Source organism: Pseudomonas avellanae BPIC 631 (assembly GCF_000444135.1).
Classification (GTDB): Bacteria; Pseudomonadota; Gammaproteobacteria; order Pseudomonadales; family Pseudomonadaceae; genus Aquipseudomonas; species Aquipseudomonas avellanae.
Window position 1 is genome coordinate 12,386 of the sequence record NZ_ATDK01000043.1, and the last position, 23,352, is coordinate 35,737.

Here is a 23,352-nt window from a genome sequence, read left to right on the forward strand (position 1 = left end):
ACTCCTTCAGATCGATGATTCGACGCCGTGGCGCACGATGCGTTTGTCCAGATCGCCGCCCAGCCAGTAGGCCAGGTCAGCCGGTCGTTCGATGTTCCAGGCGACGAAATCCGCCACCTTGCCGACTTCCAGCGAACCGTGAGTCGCGCTCATGCCCAGTGCCTTGGCGGCATTGAACGTAACGCCCGCCAGCGCTTCTTCAGGCGTCATGCGAAACAGCGTGCAGGCCATGTTGAGCATCAGGCGCAACGACAGGCCGGGCGAGGTGCCGGGGTTCAGGTCGGTGGAGATGGCAATCGGCACGCCATGCTTGCGCAGGGCGTCCATTGGCGGCAACTGAGTTTCTCGCAGGAAGTAGAACGCCCCCGGCAGCAACACGGCGACGGTTCCGGCAGCGGCCATGGCAATGGCGTCGTCTTCGGTCATGAACTCCAGATGGTCCGCCGACAGTGCCTTGTAGCGCGCCGCCAGGCTCGACCCGCCCAGCGAAGAAAGCTGCTCGGCATGCAGTTTCACCGGCAACGCCAATTGCCCGGCCGTGATGAATACCCGCTCGACCTGCTCAGGCGAGAACGCCAGGTACTCACAGAACGCATCTACCGCGTCCACCAAGCCATCGGCCGCCAGTGCCGGAAGCATCTCGGTGCAGATGTGGTTGATGAAGTCATCGGCACGGTCAGCGTATTCCGGGGGAAGGGCGTGTGCGGCCAGACAGGTGGCGCGCACGGTGACGGGTTGGGTATTGCCCAGGCGGCGGATCACGCGGAGGATCTTGCGCTCGTTCTCCAGGTCCAGCCCGTAGCCTGATTTCATCTCGACGGTGGTCACGCCGTCCTTGAGCAAGTGCCGCAAGCGACGTTCTGCGCTGGCGTACAGCTCATCTTCGCTGGCGACACGAGTCGCGCGCACCGTGCTGGCGATGCCGCCGCCTGCTGCGGCAATCTCGGCATAACTCACGCCTTGCAGGCGCTGCTCGAACTCGCCGCTGCGGTTGCCGCCAAACACGGTGTGCGTGTGGCAGTCGATCAGGCCGGGGGTCACCCACGCGCCGCCCAGATCGATGCAGTTGTCATGTTCTGGCTCGGCCAGTTCAGCCTGAGGCCCGATCCACTCGATGAGCGCTCCGGAGGTCACAATGGCGGCATGCTCAATAATCGAGTATTTGCCGTGCGCCATGCTTGCGATGTGACAGTGTTTCCAGAGCGTTTTCATTCCGGGCCTCTTTGATCAGTGGGGGTGGTTGAGCGCCTTTGGCTTGACCCACAAACGGTAGGCGATGAGCAGCAGCACAATCCAGATTGCGCCGACGATCAAGGCTGCACGGTTGTCCGGGAAGTAACCCAGTACGCCGAAGATAAACAGCATGAAGACGATGGCGGCGGCAGGCCCATAAGGCCAGAACGGCACCGCAAACTTGAGCTGCGTGACCTCTTCGCGGCTCATCGAACGGCGCATGGCGACCTGAGTCAGCAGGATCATCAGCCAGACCCAGACCGTGGCGAAGGTTGCCAGCGAAGCGATCAGCAGGAACACGTCTTTGGGGATCAGGTAGTTGAGCAGCACGCCGCCGAGCAGCGTCACGCCCATCACCAGCACGGTCATCCAAGGCACGCCCTGCCGCGACAGTCGCGCAAAGCTTGCGGGCGCCTGACCGTCGCGGGCCAGGCCGTACATCATGCGGCCTGCGCCGAAGATGTCGCTGTTGATGGCTGACACCGCCGCCGAGATCACCACGATGTTGAGAATGGTCGCCGCCGAGGCAATGCCCAGGTTGTCGAAAATCTGCACGAACGGGCTGCCTTGGGTGCCGATCTGTGGCCACGGGTAAATGCACATCAGCACAAACAGGGTCAGCACGTAAAACAGCAGGATGCGCAGCGGCACCGCGTTGATCGCCTGCGGCAGGCTGCGTTGCGGGTCCTTTGCCTCACCGGCCGTGATGCCGATGATTTCGATGCCGCCGAAAGCAAACATCACCACCGCAAACGAAGCGATCAGGCCGGTGACGCCGTTGGGCATGAAGCCGCCATGCGCCCACAGGTTGCTGATGCCGATTTCAGTGCCGCTGGTCGAGCTGCCGATGCCGAAGATCATGATGCCGAAGCCTGCAACGATCATCGCCACGATGGCGCTGACCTTGAGGATCGACAGCCAGAATTCGGTTTCGCCGAAGACCTTGACGTTGCACAGGTTGAGCGCGCCGATCAGGAACACGATGCCCAGCACCCAGATCCAGCGCGGCACTTCCGGAAACCAGAAGCCCATGTAAATGCCGAAGGCGGTCACGTCGGCGAGGCAGACAATGATCATCTCGAACGCGTAGGTCCAGCCCAGCACGAAACCGGCCAGCGGGCCCATGTAGCGCGTGGCGTAATGGCTGAACGAACCGGACACCGGGTCGTGAACGGCCATCTCGCCCAGTGCGCGCATCACCATGTACACCGCCGCGCCGCCGATCAGGTACGCCAGCAATACGGCGGGACCAGCCTGCTGAATCGCCGAGGCCGAGCCGTAGAACAACCCTGTGCCGATGGCAGAGCCCAGGGCCATGAAGCGGATGTGGCGGGCGGATAACCCGCGTTTCAAACCATCTTGTGACGTCATTTCAGGTCCATTTCATTACATGCAGGTATGGCAAAAGCCGCGAGAACGCCTGCATCCGGCTTCCCGCAGCAATGACCAAAGCGAGCCCTGCCAGGCTCGCGGTGCATCACAGACTCGGTAGCAGACGTGCAGGAACCAGCGGGTTCAGGCAAGTGGAGGACAACAGCTGACTGGCAGCTTCGATGTCCGGTGCAAAAAAGCGGTCCTTTTCATAGAACGGGACCTTGCTGCGCAACAGGCTGCGGGCTTGCTCCAGCTTTGCGGAGGTTTTCAGGCCTTCACGCAAGTCCAGCCCCTGGCAGGCAGCCAACCATTCTACGGCAAGAATCCCGCGAACGTTTTCTGCCATTTCCCATAACCGCTTGCCGGCAGCCGGGGCCATCGACACATGGTCTTCCTGATTGGCGGAGGTCGGCAGACTGTCGACACTGTGCGGATGGGCCAGCGCCTTGTTTTCACTGGCCAGCGCGGCGGCCGTGACCTGCGCGATCATGAAGCCGGAATTGACGCCTCCGTTGGCCACCAGGAAGGGCGGCAACTGCGACATGTGCTTGTCCATCATCAGCGAAATGCGGCGCTCGCTGAGCGAGCCGATCTCGGCGATGGCCAGCGCCAGATTGTCCGCCGCCATGGCGACAGGCTCTGCGTGAAAATTGCCACCGGATATGACGTCGTTCTCGGCGGCGAACACCAGCGGGTTATCGGACACTGCATTCGATTCGATTTCCAGCACCTCAGCGGCCTGACGCAACTGGGTCAGGCACGCGCCCATCACCTGTGGCTGGCAGCGCAGCGAGTAGGGGTCCTGAACCTTGTCGCAGTTGCGGTGCGATTCCGACACGCCACTGCTTTCGCCCAACAGATCGCGGTAGCAGGCCGCTGCATCGATCTGCCCGCGCTGACCGCGTGCCGCATGAATACGCGCATCGAACGGCGAGCGTGAGCCGAGCACCGCTTCGACGGTCAGAGAACCGCAGGTCAAAGCGGCGGCGAACAGGTCTTCGCCCTCGAATAAGCCGCGCAGTGCATACGCGGTGGAAACCTGGGTGCCGTTGAGCAGTGCCAGCCCTTCCTTGGCGGCGAGGGTCAGCGGTTTCAGGCCAGCAACGGCAAGTGCATCGACAGCGTTCAGCCATTCGCCCTTGTAACGTGCCTTGCCTTCGCCCAGCAGCACCAGCGACATATGCGCCAGCGGAGCCAGGTCTCCGGATGCGCCGACCGAGCCCTTGAGCGGGATGTGCGGGTAGACCTCGGCATTGATCAGCGCGATCAACGCATCGATTACCACCCGACGAATACCCGAGAAACCACGGCTCAGGCTGTTGACCTTGAGCACCATGATCAGTCGCACCAGATCATCGCTGATCGGTTTGCCGACACCGGCCGCATGCGACAGCACCAGTGAACGCTGCAGGTTTTCCAGGTCCTCGCTGGCAATCCGCGTCGAGGCCAGCAGGCCGAAACCGGTGTTGATGCCGTAAGCAGTGCGGTTCTCGGCCAGAATGCGCTCAACGCAGGCTACGCTGTCGTCGATCTGCTGGTTCGCGCTGCTGTCCAGTGTCAGGCTGACCGGCTGTTGGTGAATGGCGCGCAGTTGCGCAAGGGTCAGTTGGCCGGGGATCAGATTCAGCGTCTTGGCAGATAAAGTGGTCACGGTGCAGCTACTCCTTGATTGATGTCAGCAACGGCGTGTGGCCGTCAGCCGCTTTTTATAGGTTTGCCGCGTGATTGCAGCAGTGCTGGAAAACCCTTTCCAGCGATGTTTCGTCTTTGAGCAGGGCAGCGCTGCTGGCGATGTCGGGGGCCAGCCAGCGGTCTTCGTCGTAGGCCGGAACCCGTTCGCGCAGCAGTCGCCACGCAGCCCCCGTGCCCACGCCAAAACCTTGCGCCTTGAGGAATTCGAACGCTTGGGCTGCCAGCAAATATTCGATGGCCAGAATCTGTGTGGCATTGCCCAGCACCTTGTGCAGCTTGAGCGCGGCGCTGGTGCCCAGGCTCAGGTGATCTTCCTGCAGGCCGGAGGTCACGTAGTTGTCGACCACTGCGGGCTGGGCCAACTGGCGGTTTTCCGCGCACAACGAAGCGGCGACATATTGGACGATCATCATTCCCGAGTTGACCCCCGGCTGGCTGACCAGAAACGCCGGCAGGCCGCTGACCATCGGGTTGATCAGGCGATCCAGCCGCCGCTCGGCGATGGAGCCCAGTTCGGCCATCGCCATGCACAGCAAATCCGCCGCCATCGCCACCGACTGACCATGCGGGTTGGCTTGCGACACCACGCGCCAGGCGTCGGGCGTGCCGAGCAGCATCGGGTTATCGGTGACCGAGTTCAGTTCGGTCTCTATCTGGCGAATGGCATGGACCAACTGGTCACGGGTTGCGCCATGCACTTGGGGAATCGAGCGAATGCTCAGCGCGTCCTGCGTGCGAATGCCCTGGCTGCTGGACAGCACTTCGCTGCCTGCCAACACTCTGCGCAGGTTTTTGCCCACCTGCTGCATGCCCGGATGCGGCTTGAGCGCAAGAATGCTTTCATCGAAGGCATCGAGTTGGCCGCGCAGGGCTTCAAAAGTCATGGCGCCGATCACGTCGGCCCATTGGCTCAGACGCTCGGCATCGGCGATAGCCAGGCAGCTCAGGCCGGTCATGCACGGCGTGCCGTTGACCAGGCACAGCCCGTCCTTGGCGCCGAGTATTACCGGGGCCAGACCCTCCTCTTTCAAAGCCTGTTCAGCCGCGACGATATGCCCGCGATAACTGACCTGACCCACGCCCAGCAACGCGATGCCGACGTGTGCCATGTGGGTCAGGTAACCCACCGAACCCTGCGATGGCACGTGTGGCGTTATGCCCCGGTTGAGCAAGGCCAGCAGCGCCTCGACCACCTGCCGGTGAATGCCGGATTTGCCTTGGCTGTAGTTGAGAATGGCGGCGCAGATGATTGCGCGGGTTTGCTCGTCAGCCAACGGCGCACCGACGCCGCAGGCGTGGCTGAGCAGGGTATTGCGCGACAGACGGCTGAGCTGTTCGCCTTGCAGTGACACGTTGCACAGCGCGCCGAGCCCGGTGTTCACGCCATACGCGCGTTCGCCGCTGACGACGATTTGCTGGACGATGGCCTGGGCGTTATCGATCCGCGCCCAGGCGGCGTCCGACAGGCGCAGTTGTGCGCCGTGTCGGGCCACTGCGACCACGTCCTGCCAGCCCGACGGGGCTTCACCGATGACGATCTGTTCTGCTCGCGACATCTGCAACAGTCCTTAAAGGGTGGCCACACGGCGCTGAACGAAACGGTCCACGTAATCGTCGGCGGGCGAGTGGAGAATTTCTTTCGGCGTACCGACCTGAATCAATCGCCCGTCCTTGAGGATCGCGATGCGATTGCCGATGCGTACCGCTTCGTCCAGATCGTGGGTGATGAACACGATGGTCTTGTGCAGGCTGGCTTGCAGTTCCAGCAACTGGTCCTGCATCTCGGCGCGTATCAACGGGTCAAGGGCGCTGAACGCTTCGTCCATCAGAATGATGTCGGTGTCGGCCGCCAGTGCTCGCGCCAGGCCAACGCGCTGGCGCATGCCACCGGAAAGCTGGTGCGGGTATTTGTTTTCGTAGCCCTTCAGGCCAACGGTCGTGACCCAGTGCTGCGCGCGTTCCTGACACAGCGCCTTGCTCTCGCCGCGCACTGTCAGGCCGTAGGCGACGTTGGCCAGCACGGTCTTGTGCGGCAGCAGGCCGAAGCTCTGAAACACCATGCTGATCTTGTGCCGACGAAATTGGCGCAGGGCCTCCATGTCGTAGCGCAGGATGTCTTCGCCATCGACCAGGATTTCACCGCTGGTCGGGTCTATCAGTCGGTTGAAGTGGCGCACCAGCGTCGATTTGCCGGAGCCGGACAGGCCCATGATGACGAAAATCTCGCCACTGCCGATCGACAGCGACAGGTCGTTGACCCCCACCACGCAGCCGGTCTGCGCCAGTACCTGATCCTTGCTCTGGTTCTGTTTGATCAGCGCCAGTGCTTCCTTCGAGCGGTTGCCAAAAATCTTGAACACGTTTTTAACGACGATCTTGTTCGGTTCCACGCTGCTCATTTGTGCGCCTCATGCCGTGGGCGGCCATAGGCCTGCGTGATACGGTCGATGACGACCGCCAGAATGACGATGGCAAGGCCGGCTTCCAGCCCGCGTCCGACGTTGAGGGTCTGAATGCCCACCAGCACATCCTCGCCCAGCCCGCGTGCGCCGATCATCGAGGCGATGACCACCATCGACAGCGCCATCATGGTGGTCTGGTTGATGCCGGCCATGATGCTCGGCATGGCCAGTGGCAGTTGCACGCCGAACAGTTGCTGCCAGCGATTGGCTCCGAAGGCGTTGATCGCTTCCATCACTTCGCCATCGACCTGACGAATGCCCAGATCGGTCAGACGAATCAATGGCGGCGCGGCGTAGATCACCGTTGCGAAGATGGCCGGGACCTTGCCCAGACCGAACAGCATCAGCACCGGGATCAGGTAAACGAAGCTGGGCATGGTCTGCATGATGTCCAGCAGCGGCATCAGCACCGAGCGCAGGCGATTGCTGCGCGCGGAGAGAATGCCCAGCGGAATGCCGATCAGCACCGCAATGATCGTGGCGACCAGCATCAGCGCCAGTGTCTGCATCAGCTTGTCCCACAACCCGACCGCACCGACCAGAAACAGCAGGCCGACGATCACCAGCGTCGTGATGATTTTGCGCGTCGCGTGCCAGGCGATACCGCCGACGATGATCAGCATCAACCACCACGGCGCCATGCGCAGCAGGCCTTCGAGGTTGACGATGGCCCACAGCAGGGTCTCGGAGATGTGCCGGAACACATCGCCATACTGAGTCACCAGCGAGTCGACCCCGTCGTTGACCCAGTTGGCGATCGAGAAAGTGAAGCTTTCAGGAAACATAAGCGGCTCTCAAATGAGGTGTGTCGGGTCAACGGTCAGGGCAGACGGCTCGTCAGGCTGGCTGCCCCGGCGTTTACAGCGAGGCGTCCACCTTTTTCGCGGCGTCTTCACTGACCCATTTGTGCCAGACTTCCGGGTGCTCTTTCAGGAAAATTTTCGCCAGCTTCGGCGATTCGATGCGTTCCTTGGCCATGCGCCCCAGGTTCTGGTTGAGCAAATCGATAGGCAGGTTGACCTTTTCCAGTACCGCGATCAGCTCAGGTGCCTGTTCGTGGAACACTTTGGACACACCGACTTTGATGTCGATGGTCTTGTCGACCCCGGCTTTCTCTTCCAGACGTACCAGATCCACCTGGCCCATCAACGGCGTTGGCGACCAGTAGTAGGTCAGGATCGGCTCGCCACGTTTGTAGCTGGACAGAATAGCCGCATCCAGCGCAGGACCAGTGCCGGGGCGGAAGTTGGTGTATTTGTTTTCCAGGCCGTAGCTCTTGAGCATTTCGCTGTTTTCCAGCTCGCAGGTCCAGCCCGCCGGGCAGTTATAGAAACGGCCTTTGCCGGGCTCTTCCTGATCCTTGAACACCGCCGAATATTGAGCCAGATCGCTGATGGATTTCAGGTTGGGTGCCTTGGCTTCCAGCTTGCGCTTGGCGTCGCCTTCGATCACGTAACGCGGCACATACCAGCCTTCTACAGCGCCGACGATAGGCGCGCCGACACCGACCACTTTTCCGGCTGCGGCGGCCTTGTTCCAGACCTCACTGCGGCCGACCCATTCTTCGGCGAAAACCTGAATGTCGTTGGTGCTCAGGGCGTTCTCCATGGCGATGGAGTTGCCGGGCAGGGCGTCCACGGCGCAGCCGTAACCCTTGTCCAGAATCACCTGCAGCACGTCGGTCAGCAGCATCGCGCTTTCCCAGTTCAGGCCAGCGAACTTCACCGGCTTGCCTGATTCGCACCAGCCGGCAGCCTGACTTGCGCCTGCACTGGCGAGCAAGCCTGCGGATACCAAGGTGGTCAACAGGGCCTTTTTCATATTCATTGTCGATGCTCCCAAGCTTGAAATGGATGACGGCAGCTTCAAGTAGGCATCCGGCCCGTGGGCATGCTCATGCCCGTTCCCCGAGTCTGTCGGTTTGATAACCGCAGACCCCTTAACGTCCGATCATCGGCAGGTTCAAGCCCTGCTCTTTGGCACAGTCGATGGCAATGTCGTAACCGGCATCGGCATGGCGCATCACGCCAGTAGCCGGGTCGTTGTGCAGTACGCGGGCGATGCGTTCGGCGGCTTCGTCCGTACCGTCACAGACGATGACCATTCCGGAATGCTGCGAAAAGCCCATGCCGACGCCGCCGCCGTGGTGCAGTGACACCCAGGTCGCGCCGCTGGCGGTGTTGAGCAGGGCGTTGAGCAGTGGCCAGTCGGAGACGGCATCGGAGCCATCGCGCATGGATTCGGTTTCACGGTTGGGGCTGGCGACCGAGCCGGAGTCCAGGTGGTCGCGACCGATCACCACCGGTGCCGACAGCTCGCCGCTGCGGACCATTTCGTTGAACGCCAGGCCCAGCTTGGCGCGCTGACCCAGACCGACCCAGCAGATACGCGCGGGCAAGCCCTGAAAACTTATGCGCTCGCGGGCCATGTCCAGCCAGTTATGCAGGTGATCGTCGTCCGGGATCAGCTCTTTGACCTTGGCGTCGGTCTTGTAGATGTCCTGTGGGTCACCCGACAGCGCGGCCCAGCGGAACGGCCCGATGCCACGGCAGAACAACGGGCGGATGTAGGCCGGAACGAAACCGGGGAAGTCGAAGGCATTGGCGACGCCGACTTCCTTGGCCATCTGGCGAATGTTGTTGCCGTAGTCGAAGGTCGGAATGCCCGCTTGCTGGAACGCCAGCATGGCTTCGACGTGCTCGGCCATCGACTGCTTGGCGGCCTTGACCACTTCGGCCGGCTCGCTCACCGAACGGGCGCGGTACTCGTCCCAGGTCCAGCCTTTGGGCAGGTAACCGTTGAGCGGGTCGTGGGCGCTGGTCTGGTCGGTGACCATGTCCGGGCGCACGCCGCGACGGACCATTTCCGGCAGAATGTCTGCTGCGTTGCCGCACAGGGCGATGGAGATGGCTTTGCCTTCGGCGGTGTATTTGGTGATGCGTGCCAGTGCGTCGTCCAGATCAGCCGCCTGTTCGTCGACGTAGCGCGTCTTGATGCGGAAGTCGATACGACTTTGCTGGCATTCGATGTTCAGCGAGCAGGCCCCGGCCAGTGTCGCGGCCAGCGGTTGTGCGCCACCCATGCCGCCCAGGCCTGCGGTCAGCACCCAGCGACCTTTGAGGTTGCCGTCATAGTGCTGGCGACCGGCTTCGACGAAGGTTTCGTAGGTGCCCTGAACGATGCCTTGGCTGCCGATGTAGATCCAGCTGCCGGCGGTCATCTGGCCATACATTGCCAGGCCCTTGGCATCCAGTTCGTTGAAATGCTCCCAACTGGCCCAGTGCGGCACCAGGTTGGAGTTGGCGATCAGCACGCGCGGGGCGTTGCTGTGGGTCTTGAACACGCCGACCGGCTTGCCGGACTGCACCAGCAGGGTTTCATCATCGTTGAGCTGGGTGAGGCTCTCGACGATCTTGTCGTAGCACTCCCAGTTGCGCGCCGCGCGGCCGATGCCACCGTAAACCACCAGCTCATTGGGGTTCTCGGCGACTTCCGGGTCGAGGTTGTTCATCAACATGCGCAGCGGCGCTTCGGTCATCCAGCTCTTGGCCGTCAATTGAGTGCCGCGAGCAGCCCGCACGACGCCTTCGCGGTGGCGGGTCCAGTTCTGCTTCAGGTCTTGATTATTCTCGGTCACAAAAAAATCCTCAGCGATCAATCCGGATCAGCCCGATGACGGGCGAGCAGCGCCTGGCGAAGCAGGCTGGTTCAGTCCGATAGAAGACAGCATGCCTAGCCTGTCTCTACTTGTACATACAAGCATATGCAATCAAAAGACCAACTTTGCCCTGCGGTGGTTTATTGATTGTTCGATGGCCCTGCGAGCCCAGTATTTTCAGGGGTTTCCGGATTTTCCCAAGCGGGTGCTCTGCTTGTAAGGCGAGGTGACTATTGTTACCTGAGGCATGATTTGCGCGCTTTTGGGGCGGCAGGTAACAGAATGGTGCGGGAAATGTGCGCAGGGTCGCGGGGCAACATTGAGGGTTCATGGGTATCTGCAAAAATCGTCGCCTGAGGGGCCTGAATTGTCTTGCCTGAGCATGGGAACGATCCCGCTCAAGCAGGCGTCATACCCAGGCCTGAGCGAGCATTCACTGGCCTGCGATTAGTCTTCGCGGGCACTTTCATGTTTAAATTGAACGCTCGTTCAAGTTAAACCGGTGGTTCGCTGCCCGCTCACAACAGGAGGCTTACCCTTGCCGTATCCGCTTTTTGCAGTTGGTTTTATCAGTCCGGAGGCATGTAAACGATGAGTTCTCCGAGTACTTCTTCAAGCGGCACCGTCCGCATGAACGCTCCAGTGTTCTACTTCGCTGCGAGTTTCATCCTGATTTTCGGCATCATTGTCATCGCCTTCCCGCAAGCCAGCGGCGCCTGGCTGCTGGCCGCGCAGAACTGGGCGGCCAACACGGTCGGCTGGTACTACATGATGGTCATGACCCTGTACCTGGTCTTCGTGGTGGTCACCGCCTTGTCGGGCTTCGGCAAGATCAAGCTCGGTGCCGACCACGACGAACCCGAGTTCAGTTACCTGTCATGGGCCGGCATGCTGTTCGCCGCAGGGATCAGCATCACGCTGTTCTTCTTCTGCGTTTCAGAGCCGCTGACGCATTTGCTGCAACCGCCGCAGGGCGAAGGGGGTACGGCTGAGGCCGCGCGTCAGGGCATGCAATTGCTGTTTTTGCATTGGGGCCTGCATGGCTGGGGCGTGTTTGCCTTTGTCGGCATGGCGCTGGCCTACTTCGCCTATCGTCACAACCTGCCGCTGGCCCTGCGTTCGGCGCTGTACCCACTGATCGGCAAGCGCATCAACGGCCCTATCGGCTACGCCGTCGATGGCTTCGGCATCATCGCGACCATCTTCGGGCTTGGCGCAGACATGGGTTTCGGGGTGCTGCACCTTAACTCCGGTCTCGATTACCTGTTCGGCGTTCCGCACACTCAATGGATTCAGGTCGGCCTGATCACCCTGATGATGGGCGCGGCGATTCTGGTGGCCATCGCCGGTGTCGACAAGGGCGTGCGCGTCATGTCCGACATCAACATGCTTCTGGCCTGTGCGCTGCTGCTGTTCGTGTTGTTTGCGGGGCCTACTCAGCATTTGCTCAACACGCTGGTGCAGAACATCGGTGACTACCTGGGCGCGCTGCCGAGCAAGAGTTTCGACGTCTACGCCTACAACGAGCCGAGCGACTGGCTGGGCGGCTGGACCGTGTTCTATTGGGCCTGGTGGATTGCCTGGGCACCGTTCGTGGGCCTGTTCATCGCGCGTATTTCCCGTGGCCGGACCATCCGAGAATTCGTTTTCGGTGTACTGCTGATTCCGCTCGGCTTCACCCTGGCGTGGATGTCGATCTTCGGCAACAGCGCCATCGATCAGGTGCTCAACCACGGCATGGCCGCGCTGGGCCAGTCGGCCATCGATGACCCGTCGATGACGCTGTACCTGCTGCTGGAAACCTACCCGTGGAGCAAGACGGTCATCGCGGTCACGGTGTTCATCAGCTTCGTGTTCTTCGTCACGTCGGCCGATTCGGGCACCGTGGTGCTGTCGACGCTTTCGGCCAAAGGCGGCAACCCTGACGAAGACGGCCCGAAATGGTTGCGTGTGTTCTGGGGTGTGGCGACGGCGCTGATCACCAGCGGCCTGTTGTTCTCGGGCAGTATCGATGCGTTGAAGTCGGCGGTGGTGCTGACCTCGCTGCCGTTCTCGCTGATCCTGCTGCTGATGATGTGGGGCCTGCACAAGGCGTTTGTCATGGAATCCCAGCGCCAGATCGCGCAGATGTACTCGCTGGCGCCAGTGTCCGGTTCACGACGCGGCGGCTGGCGTCAGCGCCTGAGCCAGGCCGTGCACTATCCGTCGCGAGACGAGGTGTATCGCTTCCTCGACCAGACCGTGCGTCAGGCGATTGATGAAGTGACGGCGGTGTTTGTCGAGAAGGGCCTGAACGTGGTCAACGTTCCCGACCCGTCCAACGACTCGGTGACCCTGGAAATCGGTCACGGCGAAGAGCGCCCGTTCATCTACCAGGTGCAGATGAAAGGCTTCTTCACCCCGTCGTTCGCGCGTGGCGGCATGGGCTCCAAACAGCTGAACAACCGCCGCTACTACCGCGCCGAGGTTCACCTGAGCGAAGGCAGCCAGGACTACGATCTGGTGGGCTATACCAAGGAACAGGTGATCAACGACGTACTCGACCAGTACGAGCGACACATGCAGTTTCTGCATCTGGTGCGTTGACAGGGGCGGGGCGCAGGGAACACTTATCGTTCCTCACGTGGGAATGCCGTGGGTGACGCTCTGCTTCACATAAAGAGGACGCGGAGCGTCCAGAACGGCATGCGACGCGGAGCGTCGCACGATAGGGGCGTGATTGAGATTATCGTTCCCTACGCGGAGCGTCGCACGATGGTTGTGGGCACTCAAAGACTGCTCAGGCAGCCCGTCAGGTCATTGGCCAGCTTTTCCAGTACCTGCTCGTAACCTTGCGCGGTGGCCGGGGTGTAGCCGCCCAGTGCGTCGAGTTCTGCCAGTTTCACCGGCAGGCCTGCGCTCAGCGTTTCTGCCAGGCGGGCGCGCAGGGGCGGTTCGCTGAAGACGCAGGTCTTGCCTGCAGCCTTCAAGCGCTCCCGCATTGCGGCCACGTGCTGCGCGCCGGGCTGGATCTCGGCGGCGATGGCGAATACGCCTGCGTGCTTGAGCCCGTACGCCTCTTCGAAATAATCGAACGCCTCGTGGAACACGAAGTACGGCTTGCCCGCAACCACGCTGACACGGCCCTTGATGCGCGTGTCCAGTGCGTCCAGACGTTTGCTGAACGCATCGGCGTTACTGGCGTAGCGGGCTGCATTGGCAGGGTCCGCAGCGCTCAGGTCAGCGGCCATTTTTGCGGCGATGACCCGTGCGTTGACGGTCGACAGCCACAGGTGCGAGTCCAGGCTGCCGGGGCGATGATTGTGGTCATGCTCGTCGGCATCGTGGTCATGATCGTGATCATCATGCGAGGCGTTGTCTTCGCCAAAGTGACGCAAATGCATGCCCGGCAACGATTGCACAGCCACCGAAGGCAGTTTGCGGCTCTGGATAACGCGCGGCAGGAAGGTTTCCATGTCCGGGCCGATCCAGTAAAGCAACTCGACTTCCCCCACGCGCCGTACGTCGGATGGGCGCAGTGCATAGTTATGCGGGGACGCGCCCGGCGGCAAAAGCACCTCGGGCTTACCCACGCCGTCCTGCACAGCCGCCGCGATCAGCTGCAATGGCTTGATACTGGTCAGCACCCGAACCTCGGCCTGAGCAGGGGCGATGATCAGCAGGCTGACCCAGAAAACAGCAACAAGATTGAAAAGACGGCGCACTCGAATCACTCATATAAGCCAGGAACAGGTAACATAATAACGTCTCTAGCCAATATCGTCGCTGCTCATGCCCAATACTCCCCTGGCCAGTCGCCCCCATGATCATTCGCACTGCGTGCATTCGGCCCTTGCCGAAGCTGAAACGCTGTGCACACAACAGGGTCTGCGCCTGACCACATTGCGCCGCCGCGTGCTCGAACTGGTCTGGCAAAGCCACAAGCCGCTGGGTGCCTACGACATCCTCGCGGTGCTCAGTGAAGAAGACGGTCGCCGTGCTGCACCGCCCACCGTTTACCGGGCTCTGGATTTTCTCCTGGAAAACGGCCTGGTGCACCGCATCGCGTCGCTCAACGCCTTTACCGGCTGCAACCACCCGACCCACGCGCATCAGGGCCAGTTTCTGATCTGCCGCCTGTGTCACGCCGCCATCGAATTGCAGCATCCAGCGATCAGCAATGCCGTCGTCGATGCTGCTGCTGGCGTTGGTTTTGCGGTCGAAGGCCAGACGGTCGAAATTGTCGGCGTGTGCGCTGGTTGCAAGGCCGCCTGATGGCCGAAGCACTGATACGCCTGGAACAGGTCGCCGTCACGTTGTCGGGGCAGAGCGTGCTGGACAACATCCAGCTGAGCGTGCGCCCCGGCGAGATCGTCACGCTGATCGGCCCCAATGGCGCAGGCAAAACTACCTTGGTGCGTGCCGTGCTGGGCTTGCTCAAGCCAGACTCGGGAACGGTCTGGCGCAAGCCGAAGCTGCGTGTCGGGTACATGCCGCAAAAGCTGCATGTGGATCAGACCCTGCCGCTGTCGGTGCTGCGTTTCCTGCGCCTGGTGCCGGGTGTGGACCGCGTAGCCGCGCAGTCGGCGCTTGAAGAAGTCGGCGCTGAAAAGGTCATCGACAGCCCGCTACAGGGTATTTCCGGCGGCGAGATGCAGCGCGTACTGCTGGCCCGCGCCTTGTTGCGCAAGCCTGAATTACTGGTGCTCGACGAGCCCGTGCAGGGCGTCGATGTCGCCGGGCAGGCCGAGTTGTACAGCCTCATCACCCGTTTGCGCGACCGCCACCAGTGCGGCGTGCTGATGGTGTCCCACGATCTGCATCTGGTCATGAGCACCACCGACCAGGTGGTGTGCCTGAATCGCCACGTCTGCTGCTCCGGTCATCCCGAGCAGGTCAGCCATGACCCGGCGTTCGTCGAACTGTTCGGCAAGAATGCGCAGCCGTTGGCGATCTATCACCACCATCACGACCATGCGCACGACCTGCATGGCGCGGTAGTGAACGACGCGCCAACGGCTGCGCACCCTCACACTCATGTTCATGGAGACAGCTGCAAGCATGGCTGACTTTCTACTGTATGCCTTGCTCGCAGGCGTTGCCCTGGCGCTGGTTGCCGGCCCGCTGGGGTCTTTTGTGGTCTGGCGGCGCATGGCGTATTTCGGCGACACGCTGTCCCACGCCGCATTGCTCGGCGTGGCGCTGGGCTTTTTGCTGGATATCAGCCCGACCATCGCGGTGACGTTCGGTTGCCTGCTGCTGGCGGTATTGCTGGTCACCTTGCAGCAGCGTCAGCCGCTGGCGTCAGATACGTTGCTGGGGATCCTTGCGCCAAGCACCCTGTCGCTCGGGCTGGTGGTGCTCAGCTTCATGCACGAAGTGCGTATCGATCTGATGGCCTATCTGTTCGGCGACCTGCTGGCGATCAGCCCGACCGACCTGGCCTGGATTCTGGGCGGCAGCGCGTTGGTGCTGGTGTTGATCGTGGCGCTGTGGCGGCCGCTGCTGGCAATGACTGTGCATGAAGAGCTGGCCCGTGTCGAAGGCCTGCCCGTTGCCGCATTGCGCATGGCATTGATGCTGCTGATCGCCGTGGTAATCGCCGTTGCGATGAAAATCGTCGGGGTCTTGCTGATTACCTCGCTTCTGATCATCCCTGCCGCTGCGGCACAACGTCACGCCCGCTCGCCGGAGCAGATGGCACTGGGCGCAAGCGTGCTGGGCGTGATAGCCGTGTGTGTCGGGCTATCGTTATCATGGTTCAAAGACACCCCGGCCGGACCGTCTATAGTGGTATCTGCGGCTGCGCTGTTCTTGCTCAGCTTTGTTCTACCCAAGCGAGCGGTGTAGACTTGCTCGTTTTTTGCGCAAACTAGAGAATCGCAGGAATGAAGCCGTTCGCCCCACGCTATCTGCTGCTTGTCGCATTTTCCATCCTGTTGGGTGCCTGTCAAAGCGCGCCTACGGTAGAAACGCCTGCCTCCCAGGTTCAGCCTGACGCCTTTGCGCAGCTTGAACAGAACATCGCCAGCAACGAGCTGGCGACGGCCGAGGATCAACTCGCAACGTTACAAGCCGCCAATGCTGCCGACATCCGCCTGGAGCCGTTTCAGCGACGTCTGGCAGAGGCCTACCTGAGCCGTAGCCAGATAAGCCTGCAGAAGGGCGACATGAATGCGGCGGCCAGCGCATTGTCTCGTGCGCGGGCACTGATGCCCAAAGCGCCAGCGTTGACCAGTGGTGTCAACGGTGCCATCGCTCATGCACGCAAGGCGGAGCTTGAAAAAGCCGAGGCGGACCTGAAAGCGGCTGAGGACAGAAGGGTGGCCAAACTGGTTGATCCGTCGGCAGAAAGCACGACCATCGAGCTGAAAATCGGCGATATGCGTGCATTGCGTCACCAACTGGACGACATTGCAGCGGATACCGTAGCGTTCAACTGTGAAGTGCTGCTGGTGGTGCCGCGCACCGAAGACTATCCGTGGCTGGCGACATTGCTGACCAAACGGGTGGTCAAGGCCAATCCGGATTTCGAATTGCAACTGCGTCGGGAAATCGAGCGCAATGAAAAAGCGCACATCGTTTTGACGCCAGCCAAGTCCTGAACTGCTTTTTCAAAAGCGGACTTTTGGACAGCTATCGTTCCTCACGCTCCGCGTGGGAATGCCGTGCGTGACGCTCCGCGTCACAAATCTGCGCCGCGCCTCATACTCAAGATCGGACGCAGAGCGTCCAGAAATACGTCCCCACGCTGGAGCGTGGGGACGATAATCCAGCCAGAACGAGACTGGCGCTGGCGCCTAGATCAAGCCGGAACAGCCTTGGCCTTCACTTCACGGTCCCAGACGCGGTGTTGCGCAATCGCGTTGAAGAATGGCTCGAACGATTTGCTATCGGACACCACCAGCAAGCCTGCATCTTCTTCCAGGCGTAGCAACGTCAGCAGTTCTTTGGCTTCCCCGGCAACGGAGATGGCCTTGAGGTGCTTGTAGGCTTCCAGGATGAAGTGCAGCGCCACGCCATCGGTGCTCAACGCCTTCACCGAGTCCTTGCCGCCCGGCACAAACACCGCGTCGAACGCTACCGAAGGCAAGCCCTCAGCTGACGCGTCCACTGGCAGGCTCTTGCCGTCAGCAGTCTTGACCGGCGCAGACGTCGGGCCGAGTACCTTGACATGTGCGCCTTTGGCAGCCAGTGCGGCCTTCATGGCCTCGACCGCTTTGCCGTCCACGCCATTGGCGACAAGGATGGCGACCTTGCGCGAAACGATGTCGCCCGACAGTAGATTGACCTGGCTCAACGCCGGCGACTCTTTTACCGATGTTTTACGAGCAGGCACGGTTCCGGCAGTCGGCGCAGGCAAGCCAAGGTTGGCAGCCACACGGCTGGCCAGCTCAAGGTCAATGTTGGCCAGAATTTCGTTGACCTGACGGGCACGAATGTACTCGCGCTCGACCTTGCCCAACTCGAAGCTGTAGGCCGCGATGATGTGCTCTTTCTCGTGGTGGCTCATGCTCTGGAAGAACAGGGTGGCCTGCGAGAAGTGATCGCCGAACGATTCGCTGCGCTCACGCACCTTGTGCGCTTCGACGCGCTCCGGGTAAGTCTCGAAACCGCCGTCCACTGCAGCAGCAGGGGTTTCTTTCGGCCAGCCGCCATCAATCGAGTTCGGCTCGTAGGAAGCACGGCCCTTGTCGATGGTGGTGCGGTGCTGGGCATCGCGCTGACCGTTGTTGTTCGGCGCAATAGGACGGTTGATCGGGATCTCGTGGAAGTTCGGGCCACCGAGGCGGCTGATCTGCGTGTCGGTGTAGGAGAACAGGCGGCCTTGCAGCAGCGGATCATTGGAGAAGTCGATGCCTGGCACGATGTGGCCCGGGCAGAAGGCAACCTGCTCGGTCTCGGCAAAGTAGTTGTCCGGGTTACGGTTCAGCACCATTTTGCCCAGCGGAGTGACCGGCACCAGTTCTTCCGGGATGATCTTGGTCGGATCGAGCAGGTCGAAGTCGAATTTGTGTTCGTCTTCCTCGGCAACGATCTGCACGCCCAGTTCCCATTCCGGATAGTCGCCCATCTCGATGGACTCCCACAGGTCGCGGCGGTGGAAATCAGTGTCCTTGCCGGCCAGCTTCTGCGCTTCGTCCCAGACCAGCGAGCACACGCCGAACTTGGGCTTCCAGTGGAATTTGACGAAGCTGGATTTACCTTCGGTATTGATCAGGCGGAAGGTGTGAATACCAAAGCCCTGCATGGTGCGCAGGCTTTTCGGGATCGCGCGGTCGGACATGGTCCACAGCACCATGTGCGCAGATTCCGGCACCAGCGAGACGAAGTCCCAGAATGTATCGTGCGCCGAGCCGCCAGTCGGGATTTCGTTGTGCGGTTCAGGTTTTACCGCATGCACGAAGTCCGGAAACTTGATCGCGTCCTGAATAAAGAAGATCGGCATGTTGTTGCCCACCAGGTCGAAGTTGCCTTCGCCGGTGTAGAACTTGACCGCAAAACCACGCACATCGCGCACGGTATCGCCTGAGCCACGTGGCCCCTGAACGGTCGAGAAACGCACGAAAACCGGCGTTTTCTCGGCTGGATCGCGCAAAAAACCCGCCTTGCTGAGTGCGCCGTGGTTTTCATACGTCTGGAAATAGCCATGGGCTGCGGTGCCGCGGGCGTGGACGATGCGCTCCGGGATACGCTCATGGTCAAAGTGCGTGATTTTTTCACGCATGATGAAGTCTTCAAGCAGCGAAGGGCCACGGCTGCCGACTTTAAGGGTGTTCTGGTTATCGGAGATTTTTACGCCGTGGTTGGTGCGCAGCGCCTGGCCGGTAGCGTCCGAGCGAAATTGCTCGAGGCTCTCCAGCTTGGCGTTGGTGTTGCCCCGGTCCGGTGTATCGGTCCCGGCCATCTGGCTTTTTGACGTATCGGTCGCAGGTGGTGCTTTCTTGCTAGCCATCAGAAACTCCTTATCTCGACCCAATCGTTGAGTTGGGTTCGCTGAATACGACTTCCCTGACGTAAGCGGGAAATCACGGTATTCAGAAAGTGACCGGCCGTATAAACAGCCGTTCAGTCGGATTTGCAGCCGTTGGCATCAGCGGTCGCGTTATGCCCGTTGCGCAGGATTGCCTGCAAATAAATGCTAAGCACAGCGGGCCGGACAGGCTAAAATGCGCGCCCGGCTCAATCTGGCCGAGGTAACGAAGCAAGTGGCGTCCTGCCACTGCGCTGATTTTTTAACGCGCCCCCACAAGGTTCGCTCCGTGATCGAGTTTCATAACGTCCACAAAACCTATCGGGTGGCAGGCAAGGAAATACCGGCCCTGCACCCCACCAATCTGCGCGTCGACGACGGCCAGGTGTTTGGCATCATCGGCCATTCCGGTGCCGGCAAAAGCACGCTGCTGCGCCTGATCAACCGCCTCGAGACCCCAAGCGGCGGGCAGATCGTGGTCGATGGCGAAGACGTCACCGCGCTCGACGCCAACGGCCTGCGGCGCTTTCGGCAGCAGGTCGGGATGATTTTCCAGCACTTCAATCTGCTGGCCTCCAAGACCGTCGCCGACAACGTGGCAATGCCGCTGACCCTGGCGGGCGATATGCCCCGCAAGCAGATCGACCAGCGTGTGGCCGAGTTGCTGGAGCGGGTCGGGCTGTCCGATCACGCTAAAAAGTACCCGGCGCAATTGTCGGGCGGCCAGAAGCAGCGCGTCGGTATTGCCCGCGCGCTGGCGACCAAGCCGAAGATTCTGCTCTGTGACGAAGCCACCAGCGCGCTGGACCCGCAGACCACTGCGTCGGTCCTGCAGCTGCTGGCCGAGATCAACCGCGAGCTGAAGCTGACCATCGTGCTCATCACCCACGAAATGGACGTGATTCGTCGCGTCTGCGACCAGGTCGCGGTCATGGACGCAGGCGTGATCGTCGAGCAGGGCAAGGTCGCGGATGTGTTTCTGCATCCGCAGCACTCGACCACCAAGCGCTTTGTGCAGGAAGACGATCAGGTTGATGAAAACGAGCAGCGTGACGACTTCGCCCATGTGCAAGGCCGCATCGTGCGCCTGACCTTTCAGGGCGACGCGACCTACGCGCCCTTGCTCGGCACTGTGGCGCGGGAAACCGGCGTCGATTACAGCATCCTGGCCGGGCGCATCGACCGCATCAAGGACACGCCTTACGGGCAACTGACGCTGGCGATCACCGGCGGCGACATGGACGCTGCCTTTGCGCGCTTCACCGCTGCCGATGTTCATATGGAGGTGCTGCGCTGATGGACGCTTTCCTGAACCTGTTTGCCAACGTCGACTGGTACGAGATCTGGGTCGCCACCGGCGATACCCTGATCATGCTCAGTGTTTCGCTGGGTTTCACCATTCTGCTCGGGCTGCCCCTGGGCGTGCTGATGTTCCTGACATCGCCGCGTCAGTTGCTGGAGCATAAACAGCTGTACGCCACGGTCGGTTTGATCGTGAATATGCTGCGCGCGCTGCCGTTCATCATTCTGCTGATCGTGATGATGCCGCTGACCGAAATCATCACTGGCACATCCTTGGGCATTCTCGGCACGCTGCCGCCGCTGATTGCCGGCGGCACGCCGTTTTTTGCGCGTCTGGTGGAGACCGCATTGCGTGAAGTGGATCGCGGCATCATCGAAGCCACACAGGCAATGGGCGCCACCACCCGGCAGATCATCGTCAAGGCACTGCTGCCCGAAGCTCGCCCCGGCATTCTGGCGGCGATTACCGTCACTGCGATCGCGCTGGTGTCCTTCACCGCCATGGCGGGTGCGGTAGGTGCAGGCGGGCTGGGCGATCTGGCAATTCGTTACGGTTATCAACGCTTCCAGAACGATGTGATGTTCGTGACGGTCGTATTGTTGCTGGTACTGGTGCAGATTCTGCAGACCATCGGCGACAGACTGGTCGCACACTTCACCCACCGTTGACCGAATCAGTTGGCATCGGCCCGCCTTTTGCGGGCCTCAAAGGAGTTGTTGCATGAAGAAGTTATTGGCCATATTCGCCGCTGTTACCGCCTTGTCCGTGCAGGCCAACGAAACCCTGACCGTCGCGGCCTCTGCCGTGCCGCACGCCGAGATCCTCGAGTTCGTAAAACCAACCCTCGCCAAAGAGGGTGTGGACCTGGAGATCAAGGTATTCAACGATTACATCCAGCCCAACGCACAGGTGTCGCAGAAGCATCTGGACGCGAACTTCTTCCAGCATCAGCCGTATCTGGATGAGTACAACAAGGGCAAGGGTACTGATCTGGTCGCAGTGGCCAAGGTTCACGTAGAACCCTTCGGCGCGTACTCGGACAAGTTCAAGAAGCTGGAAGAGCTGCCTAACGGTGCCAACGTCGCGCTGCCCAACGACGCCACCAACGAAGGCCGTGCCTTGCTGTTGTTGGCCAAGGCGGGTCTGATCACGCTGAAAGACCCAAGCAACATCCTGTCCAAGCCGTCGGATGTCGTGAACAACCCGAAAGACCTGAAATTTCGCGAGCTGGAAGCTGCCACGCTGCCACGCGTGCTGACCCAGGTCGATCTGGCGCTGATCAACACCAACTACGCGCTGAGCGCCAAGCTCGATCCGACCAAGGATGCGTTGATCATCGAAGGTGCCGATTCGCCTTACGCGAACATCCTGGTTACCCGCCCGGACAACAAGGACTCGGACGCCATCAAGAAACTGGTCGCAGCCCTGCAAAGCCCTGAAGTGAAAACCTTCCTGGCCGAGAAGTACAAAGGCGCTGTGGTTCCGGCGTTTTGATCTGATTGCGCTGCGTCATACCTGCAAAACGGCCGCCTCGGAGTGCCAGACACAACCGAGGTGTCCCGGTTCGGGGCCGCTCCGCAGCCGTTGTAACCTCAGTCAGTCCGTCTTCGCGAGCAAGCTCGCTCCCACATGGACATCGAGTACATGGCTTCTGTGGGAGCGAGCTTGCTCGCGAACTGCCGGGAACCGGCAGCAAAACCGTTGCATGCGGTACATCAGGCATAACCGAGGTAACCTGTTTCAGGGTCGCTTCGCAGCCCATCGCTGTGCGGAACCAGCGCTCAATGACGCCCCTTGCAATGCCCTGCCTAATCCCTCTCCAGCAACCCCGGCAATTGCTTCGCCAGTTTCTGGTTATTCAGCGGGGCGCGGATAAAGCCTCGTTGGGTGCCGTCCGGGCCGATCAGGGCCAGGTTGCCGCTGTGGTCGACAAAGTAATTCGGTTTGCTGGTATCGGCGGGTATGAACGGAATGCTCACGCTGTTGGCCAGTTTCTGGATGTCGGCCACTGGCGCGGTCAGGCCGATGTACTGGGGGTCGAAATAGCTCAGGTATTCCTTGAGTTGCTGCGGGGTGTCGCGGTTGGGGTCAACGCTGACCAGCACCACGCGCATTCGCTCGAGCGCTGCCTTGGGTAATTCACTGCGAATCTGCTTTATCTGCGCCAGCGTCGTCGGGCAGATGTCCGGGCAGAACGTGTAGCCGAAGAACATCAGCGTCCACTGGTCTTTCAAGCCATCAAGGGCCACTGCCGCACCGTTTTGGTCGATCATGCTCAGCGCTGGCAACTTCCGGCTTTTCGGCAGCAGAACAATACCTGCCTCATTAAGCGCAGCCTGATTGTTCGGCCCGCCACCAGGCAGCAGGCGGCTGAGCACGAGGCCCAGAACGAGGGCTACAATGGCGGCGACAATAAAAACGGTTTTCTGGGCACGGGTCATGGCATCAACGCAGGTAATGATCGGTATTCAGCCGGGGATGATCGCCCATATCGCGTGTCGAGCCTAGGCTCTGTACGAAAAGTCGGCGAGCGAAGGTCAGGCAAGGCAAAAACAGGCGAGGAACGGCCGTGGTCGCGTTCGACTCTACGGGTTGTAAATGAGCATTCCGAGCCTGTTTTTAACGCAGCATCACCGAGCGCAGCCACTTTTCGTACAGAGCCTAGAGGGTGTAGACA

The 23,352-nt window shown here is 60.9% G+C and carries 19 protein-coding genes; 8 read left to right on the forward strand and 11 right to left on the reverse strand.

Annotated features, from left to right (window positions below):
- Positions 1-6: 6 nt before the first annotated feature.
- The 8 genes from hutI to hutU all read right to left on the reverse strand — a co-directional run bounded on the left by hutI (position 7) and on the right by hutU (position 10,398).
- Entirely contained in the window at positions 7-1,212 is a 1,206-nt protein-coding gene (gene hutI, locus DW49_RS0101790) for an imidazolonepropionase (RefSeq protein ID WP_005621477.1), read from the reverse strand.
- A 15-nt stretch (positions 1,213-1,227) separates the two neighbouring features.
- Positions 1,228-2,604, reverse strand: coding sequence for an amino acid permease (locus DW49_RS0101795; protein ID WP_005621475.1), 1,377 nt, complete (start codon positions 2,602-2,604; stop codon positions 1,228-1,230).
- Positions 2,605-2,710: 106 nt separating this feature from the next.
- Positions 2,711-4,258: a histidine ammonia-lyase gene (gene hutH / locus DW49_RS0101800; RefSeq protein WP_005621473.1), complete on the reverse strand. Its 1,548-nt coding sequence runs from the start codon at positions 4,256-4,258 to the stop codon at positions 2,711-2,713.
- A 55-nt stretch (positions 4,259-4,313) separates the two neighbouring features.
- Positions 4,314-5,855, reverse strand: coding sequence for an HAL/PAL/TAL family ammonia-lyase (locus tag DW49_RS0101805; RefSeq protein ID WP_005621471.1), 1,542 nt, complete (start codon positions 5,853-5,855; stop codon positions 4,314-4,316).
- Between the two features lie 12 nt (positions 5,856-5,867).
- Positions 5,868-6,698, reverse strand: coding sequence for a quaternary amine ABC transporter ATP-binding protein (locus tag DW49_RS0101810; protein ID WP_003380008.1), 831 nt, complete (start codon positions 6,696-6,698; stop codon positions 5,868-5,870).
- Positions 6,695-7,546, reverse strand: coding sequence for an ABC transporter permease (locus tag DW49_RS0101815; protein ID WP_003380009.1), 852 nt, complete (start codon positions 7,544-7,546; stop codon positions 6,695-6,697). Before DW49_RS0101815 ends, DW49_RS0101810 begins: the two co-directional genes overlap by 4 nt.
- A 73-nt stretch (positions 7,547-7,619) precedes the next feature.
- Positions 7,620-8,588: an ABC transporter substrate-binding protein gene (locus tag DW49_RS0101820; protein WP_005621469.1), complete on the reverse strand. Its 969-nt coding sequence runs from the start codon at positions 8,586-8,588 to the stop codon at positions 7,620-7,622.
- A 112-nt stretch (positions 8,589-8,700) separates the two neighbouring features.
- Positions 8,701-10,398 carry a urocanate hydratase gene (gene hutU / locus DW49_RS0101825; protein ID WP_024420719.1) on the reverse strand — a complete coding sequence of 566 codons (1,698 nt, stop codon included), beginning with the start codon at positions 10,396-10,398 and terminating at the stop codon, positions 8,701-8,703.
- A 651-nt stretch (positions 10,399-11,049) separates the two neighbouring features.
- On the opposite strand from hutU, the gene betT reads away from it, so the two are divergent.
- Positions 11,050-13,005 (forward strand): choline transporter BetT, encoded by a 1,956-nt coding sequence (gene betT / locus DW49_RS0101830; RefSeq protein WP_221033794.1) that lies wholly within the window; start codon positions 11,050-11,052, stop codon positions 13,003-13,005.
- A gap of 182 nt (positions 13,006-13,187) precedes the next feature.
- Here betT and DW49_RS0101835 read toward each other — a convergent pair whose 3' ends face one another.
- Entirely contained in the window at positions 13,188-14,123 is a 936-nt protein-coding gene (locus DW49_RS0101835) for a zinc ABC transporter substrate-binding protein ZnuA (RefSeq protein WP_005621461.1), read from the reverse strand.
- Between the two features lie 67 nt (positions 14,124-14,190).
- On the opposite strand from DW49_RS0101835, the gene DW49_RS0101840 reads away from it, so the two are divergent.
- The 4 genes from DW49_RS0101840 to DW49_RS0101855 are packed head-to-tail and all read left to right on the forward strand — an operon-like array spanning position 14,191 to position 17,003.
- On the forward strand, positions 14,191-14,673 hold the full coding sequence (locus DW49_RS0101840; protein WP_007247038.1) for a Fur family transcriptional regulator: 483 nt from the start codon (positions 14,191-14,193) through the stop codon (positions 14,671-14,673).
- Complete coding sequence (gene znuC, locus DW49_RS0101845) at positions 14,673-15,467, forward strand: zinc ABC transporter ATP-binding protein ZnuC (RefSeq protein WP_005621455.1); 795 nt, start codon at positions 14,673-14,675, stop codon at positions 15,465-15,467. The genes DW49_RS0101840 and znuC overlap by 1 nt, the downstream gene beginning before the upstream one ends.
- Positions 15,460-16,248 (forward strand): zinc ABC transporter permease subunit ZnuB, encoded by a 789-nt coding sequence (znuB, locus tag DW49_RS0101850; RefSeq protein WP_005621452.1) that lies wholly within the window; start codon positions 15,460-15,462, stop codon positions 16,246-16,248. Before znuC ends, znuB begins: the two co-directional genes overlap by 8 nt.
- Positions 16,249-16,286: 38 nt before the next feature.
- Complete coding sequence (locus DW49_RS0101855) at positions 16,287-17,003, forward strand: PA5502 family lipoprotein (protein ID WP_005621449.1); 717 nt, start codon at positions 16,287-16,289, stop codon at positions 17,001-17,003.
- A 200-nt stretch (positions 17,004-17,203) separates the two neighbouring features.
- Here the strand turns inward: DW49_RS0101855 and katE are convergent, their stop codons facing one another.
- Entirely contained in the window at positions 17,204-19,354 is a 2,151-nt protein-coding gene (katE, locus tag DW49_RS0101860; RefSeq protein ID WP_005621447.1) for a catalase HPII, read from the reverse strand.
- 307 nt (positions 19,355-19,661) lie between these two features.
- Here katE and DW49_RS0101865 point away from each other — a divergent pair, with 307 nt between their 5' ends.
- The 3 genes from DW49_RS0101865 to DW49_RS0101875 are packed head-to-tail and all read left to right on the forward strand — an operon-like array spanning position 19,662 to position 22,169.
- Positions 19,662-20,669 (forward strand): methionine ABC transporter ATP-binding protein, encoded by a 1,008-nt coding sequence (locus tag DW49_RS0101865; protein WP_005621442.1) that lies wholly within the window; start codon positions 19,662-19,664, stop codon positions 20,667-20,669.
- Positions 20,669-21,343: a methionine ABC transporter permease gene (locus DW49_RS0101870; RefSeq protein WP_005621439.1), complete on the forward strand. Its 675-nt coding sequence runs from the start codon at positions 20,669-20,671 to the stop codon at positions 21,341-21,343. The genes DW49_RS0101865 and DW49_RS0101870 overlap by 1 nt, the downstream gene beginning before the upstream one ends.
- A 52-nt stretch (positions 21,344-21,395) precedes the next feature.
- Positions 21,396-22,169 (forward strand): MetQ/NlpA family ABC transporter substrate-binding protein, encoded by a 774-nt coding sequence (locus tag DW49_RS0101875; protein ID WP_005621435.1) that lies wholly within the window; start codon positions 21,396-21,398, stop codon positions 22,167-22,169.
- Between the two features lie 314 nt (positions 22,170-22,483).
- Here the strand turns inward: DW49_RS0101875 and DW49_RS0101880 are convergent, their stop codons facing one another.
- A complete protein-coding gene (locus DW49_RS0101880; RefSeq protein ID WP_005621425.1) occupies positions 22,484-23,116 on the reverse strand; it encodes an SCO family protein in 633 nt (210 codons plus the stop codon).
- Positions 23,117-23,352 lie beyond the last annotated feature (236 nt).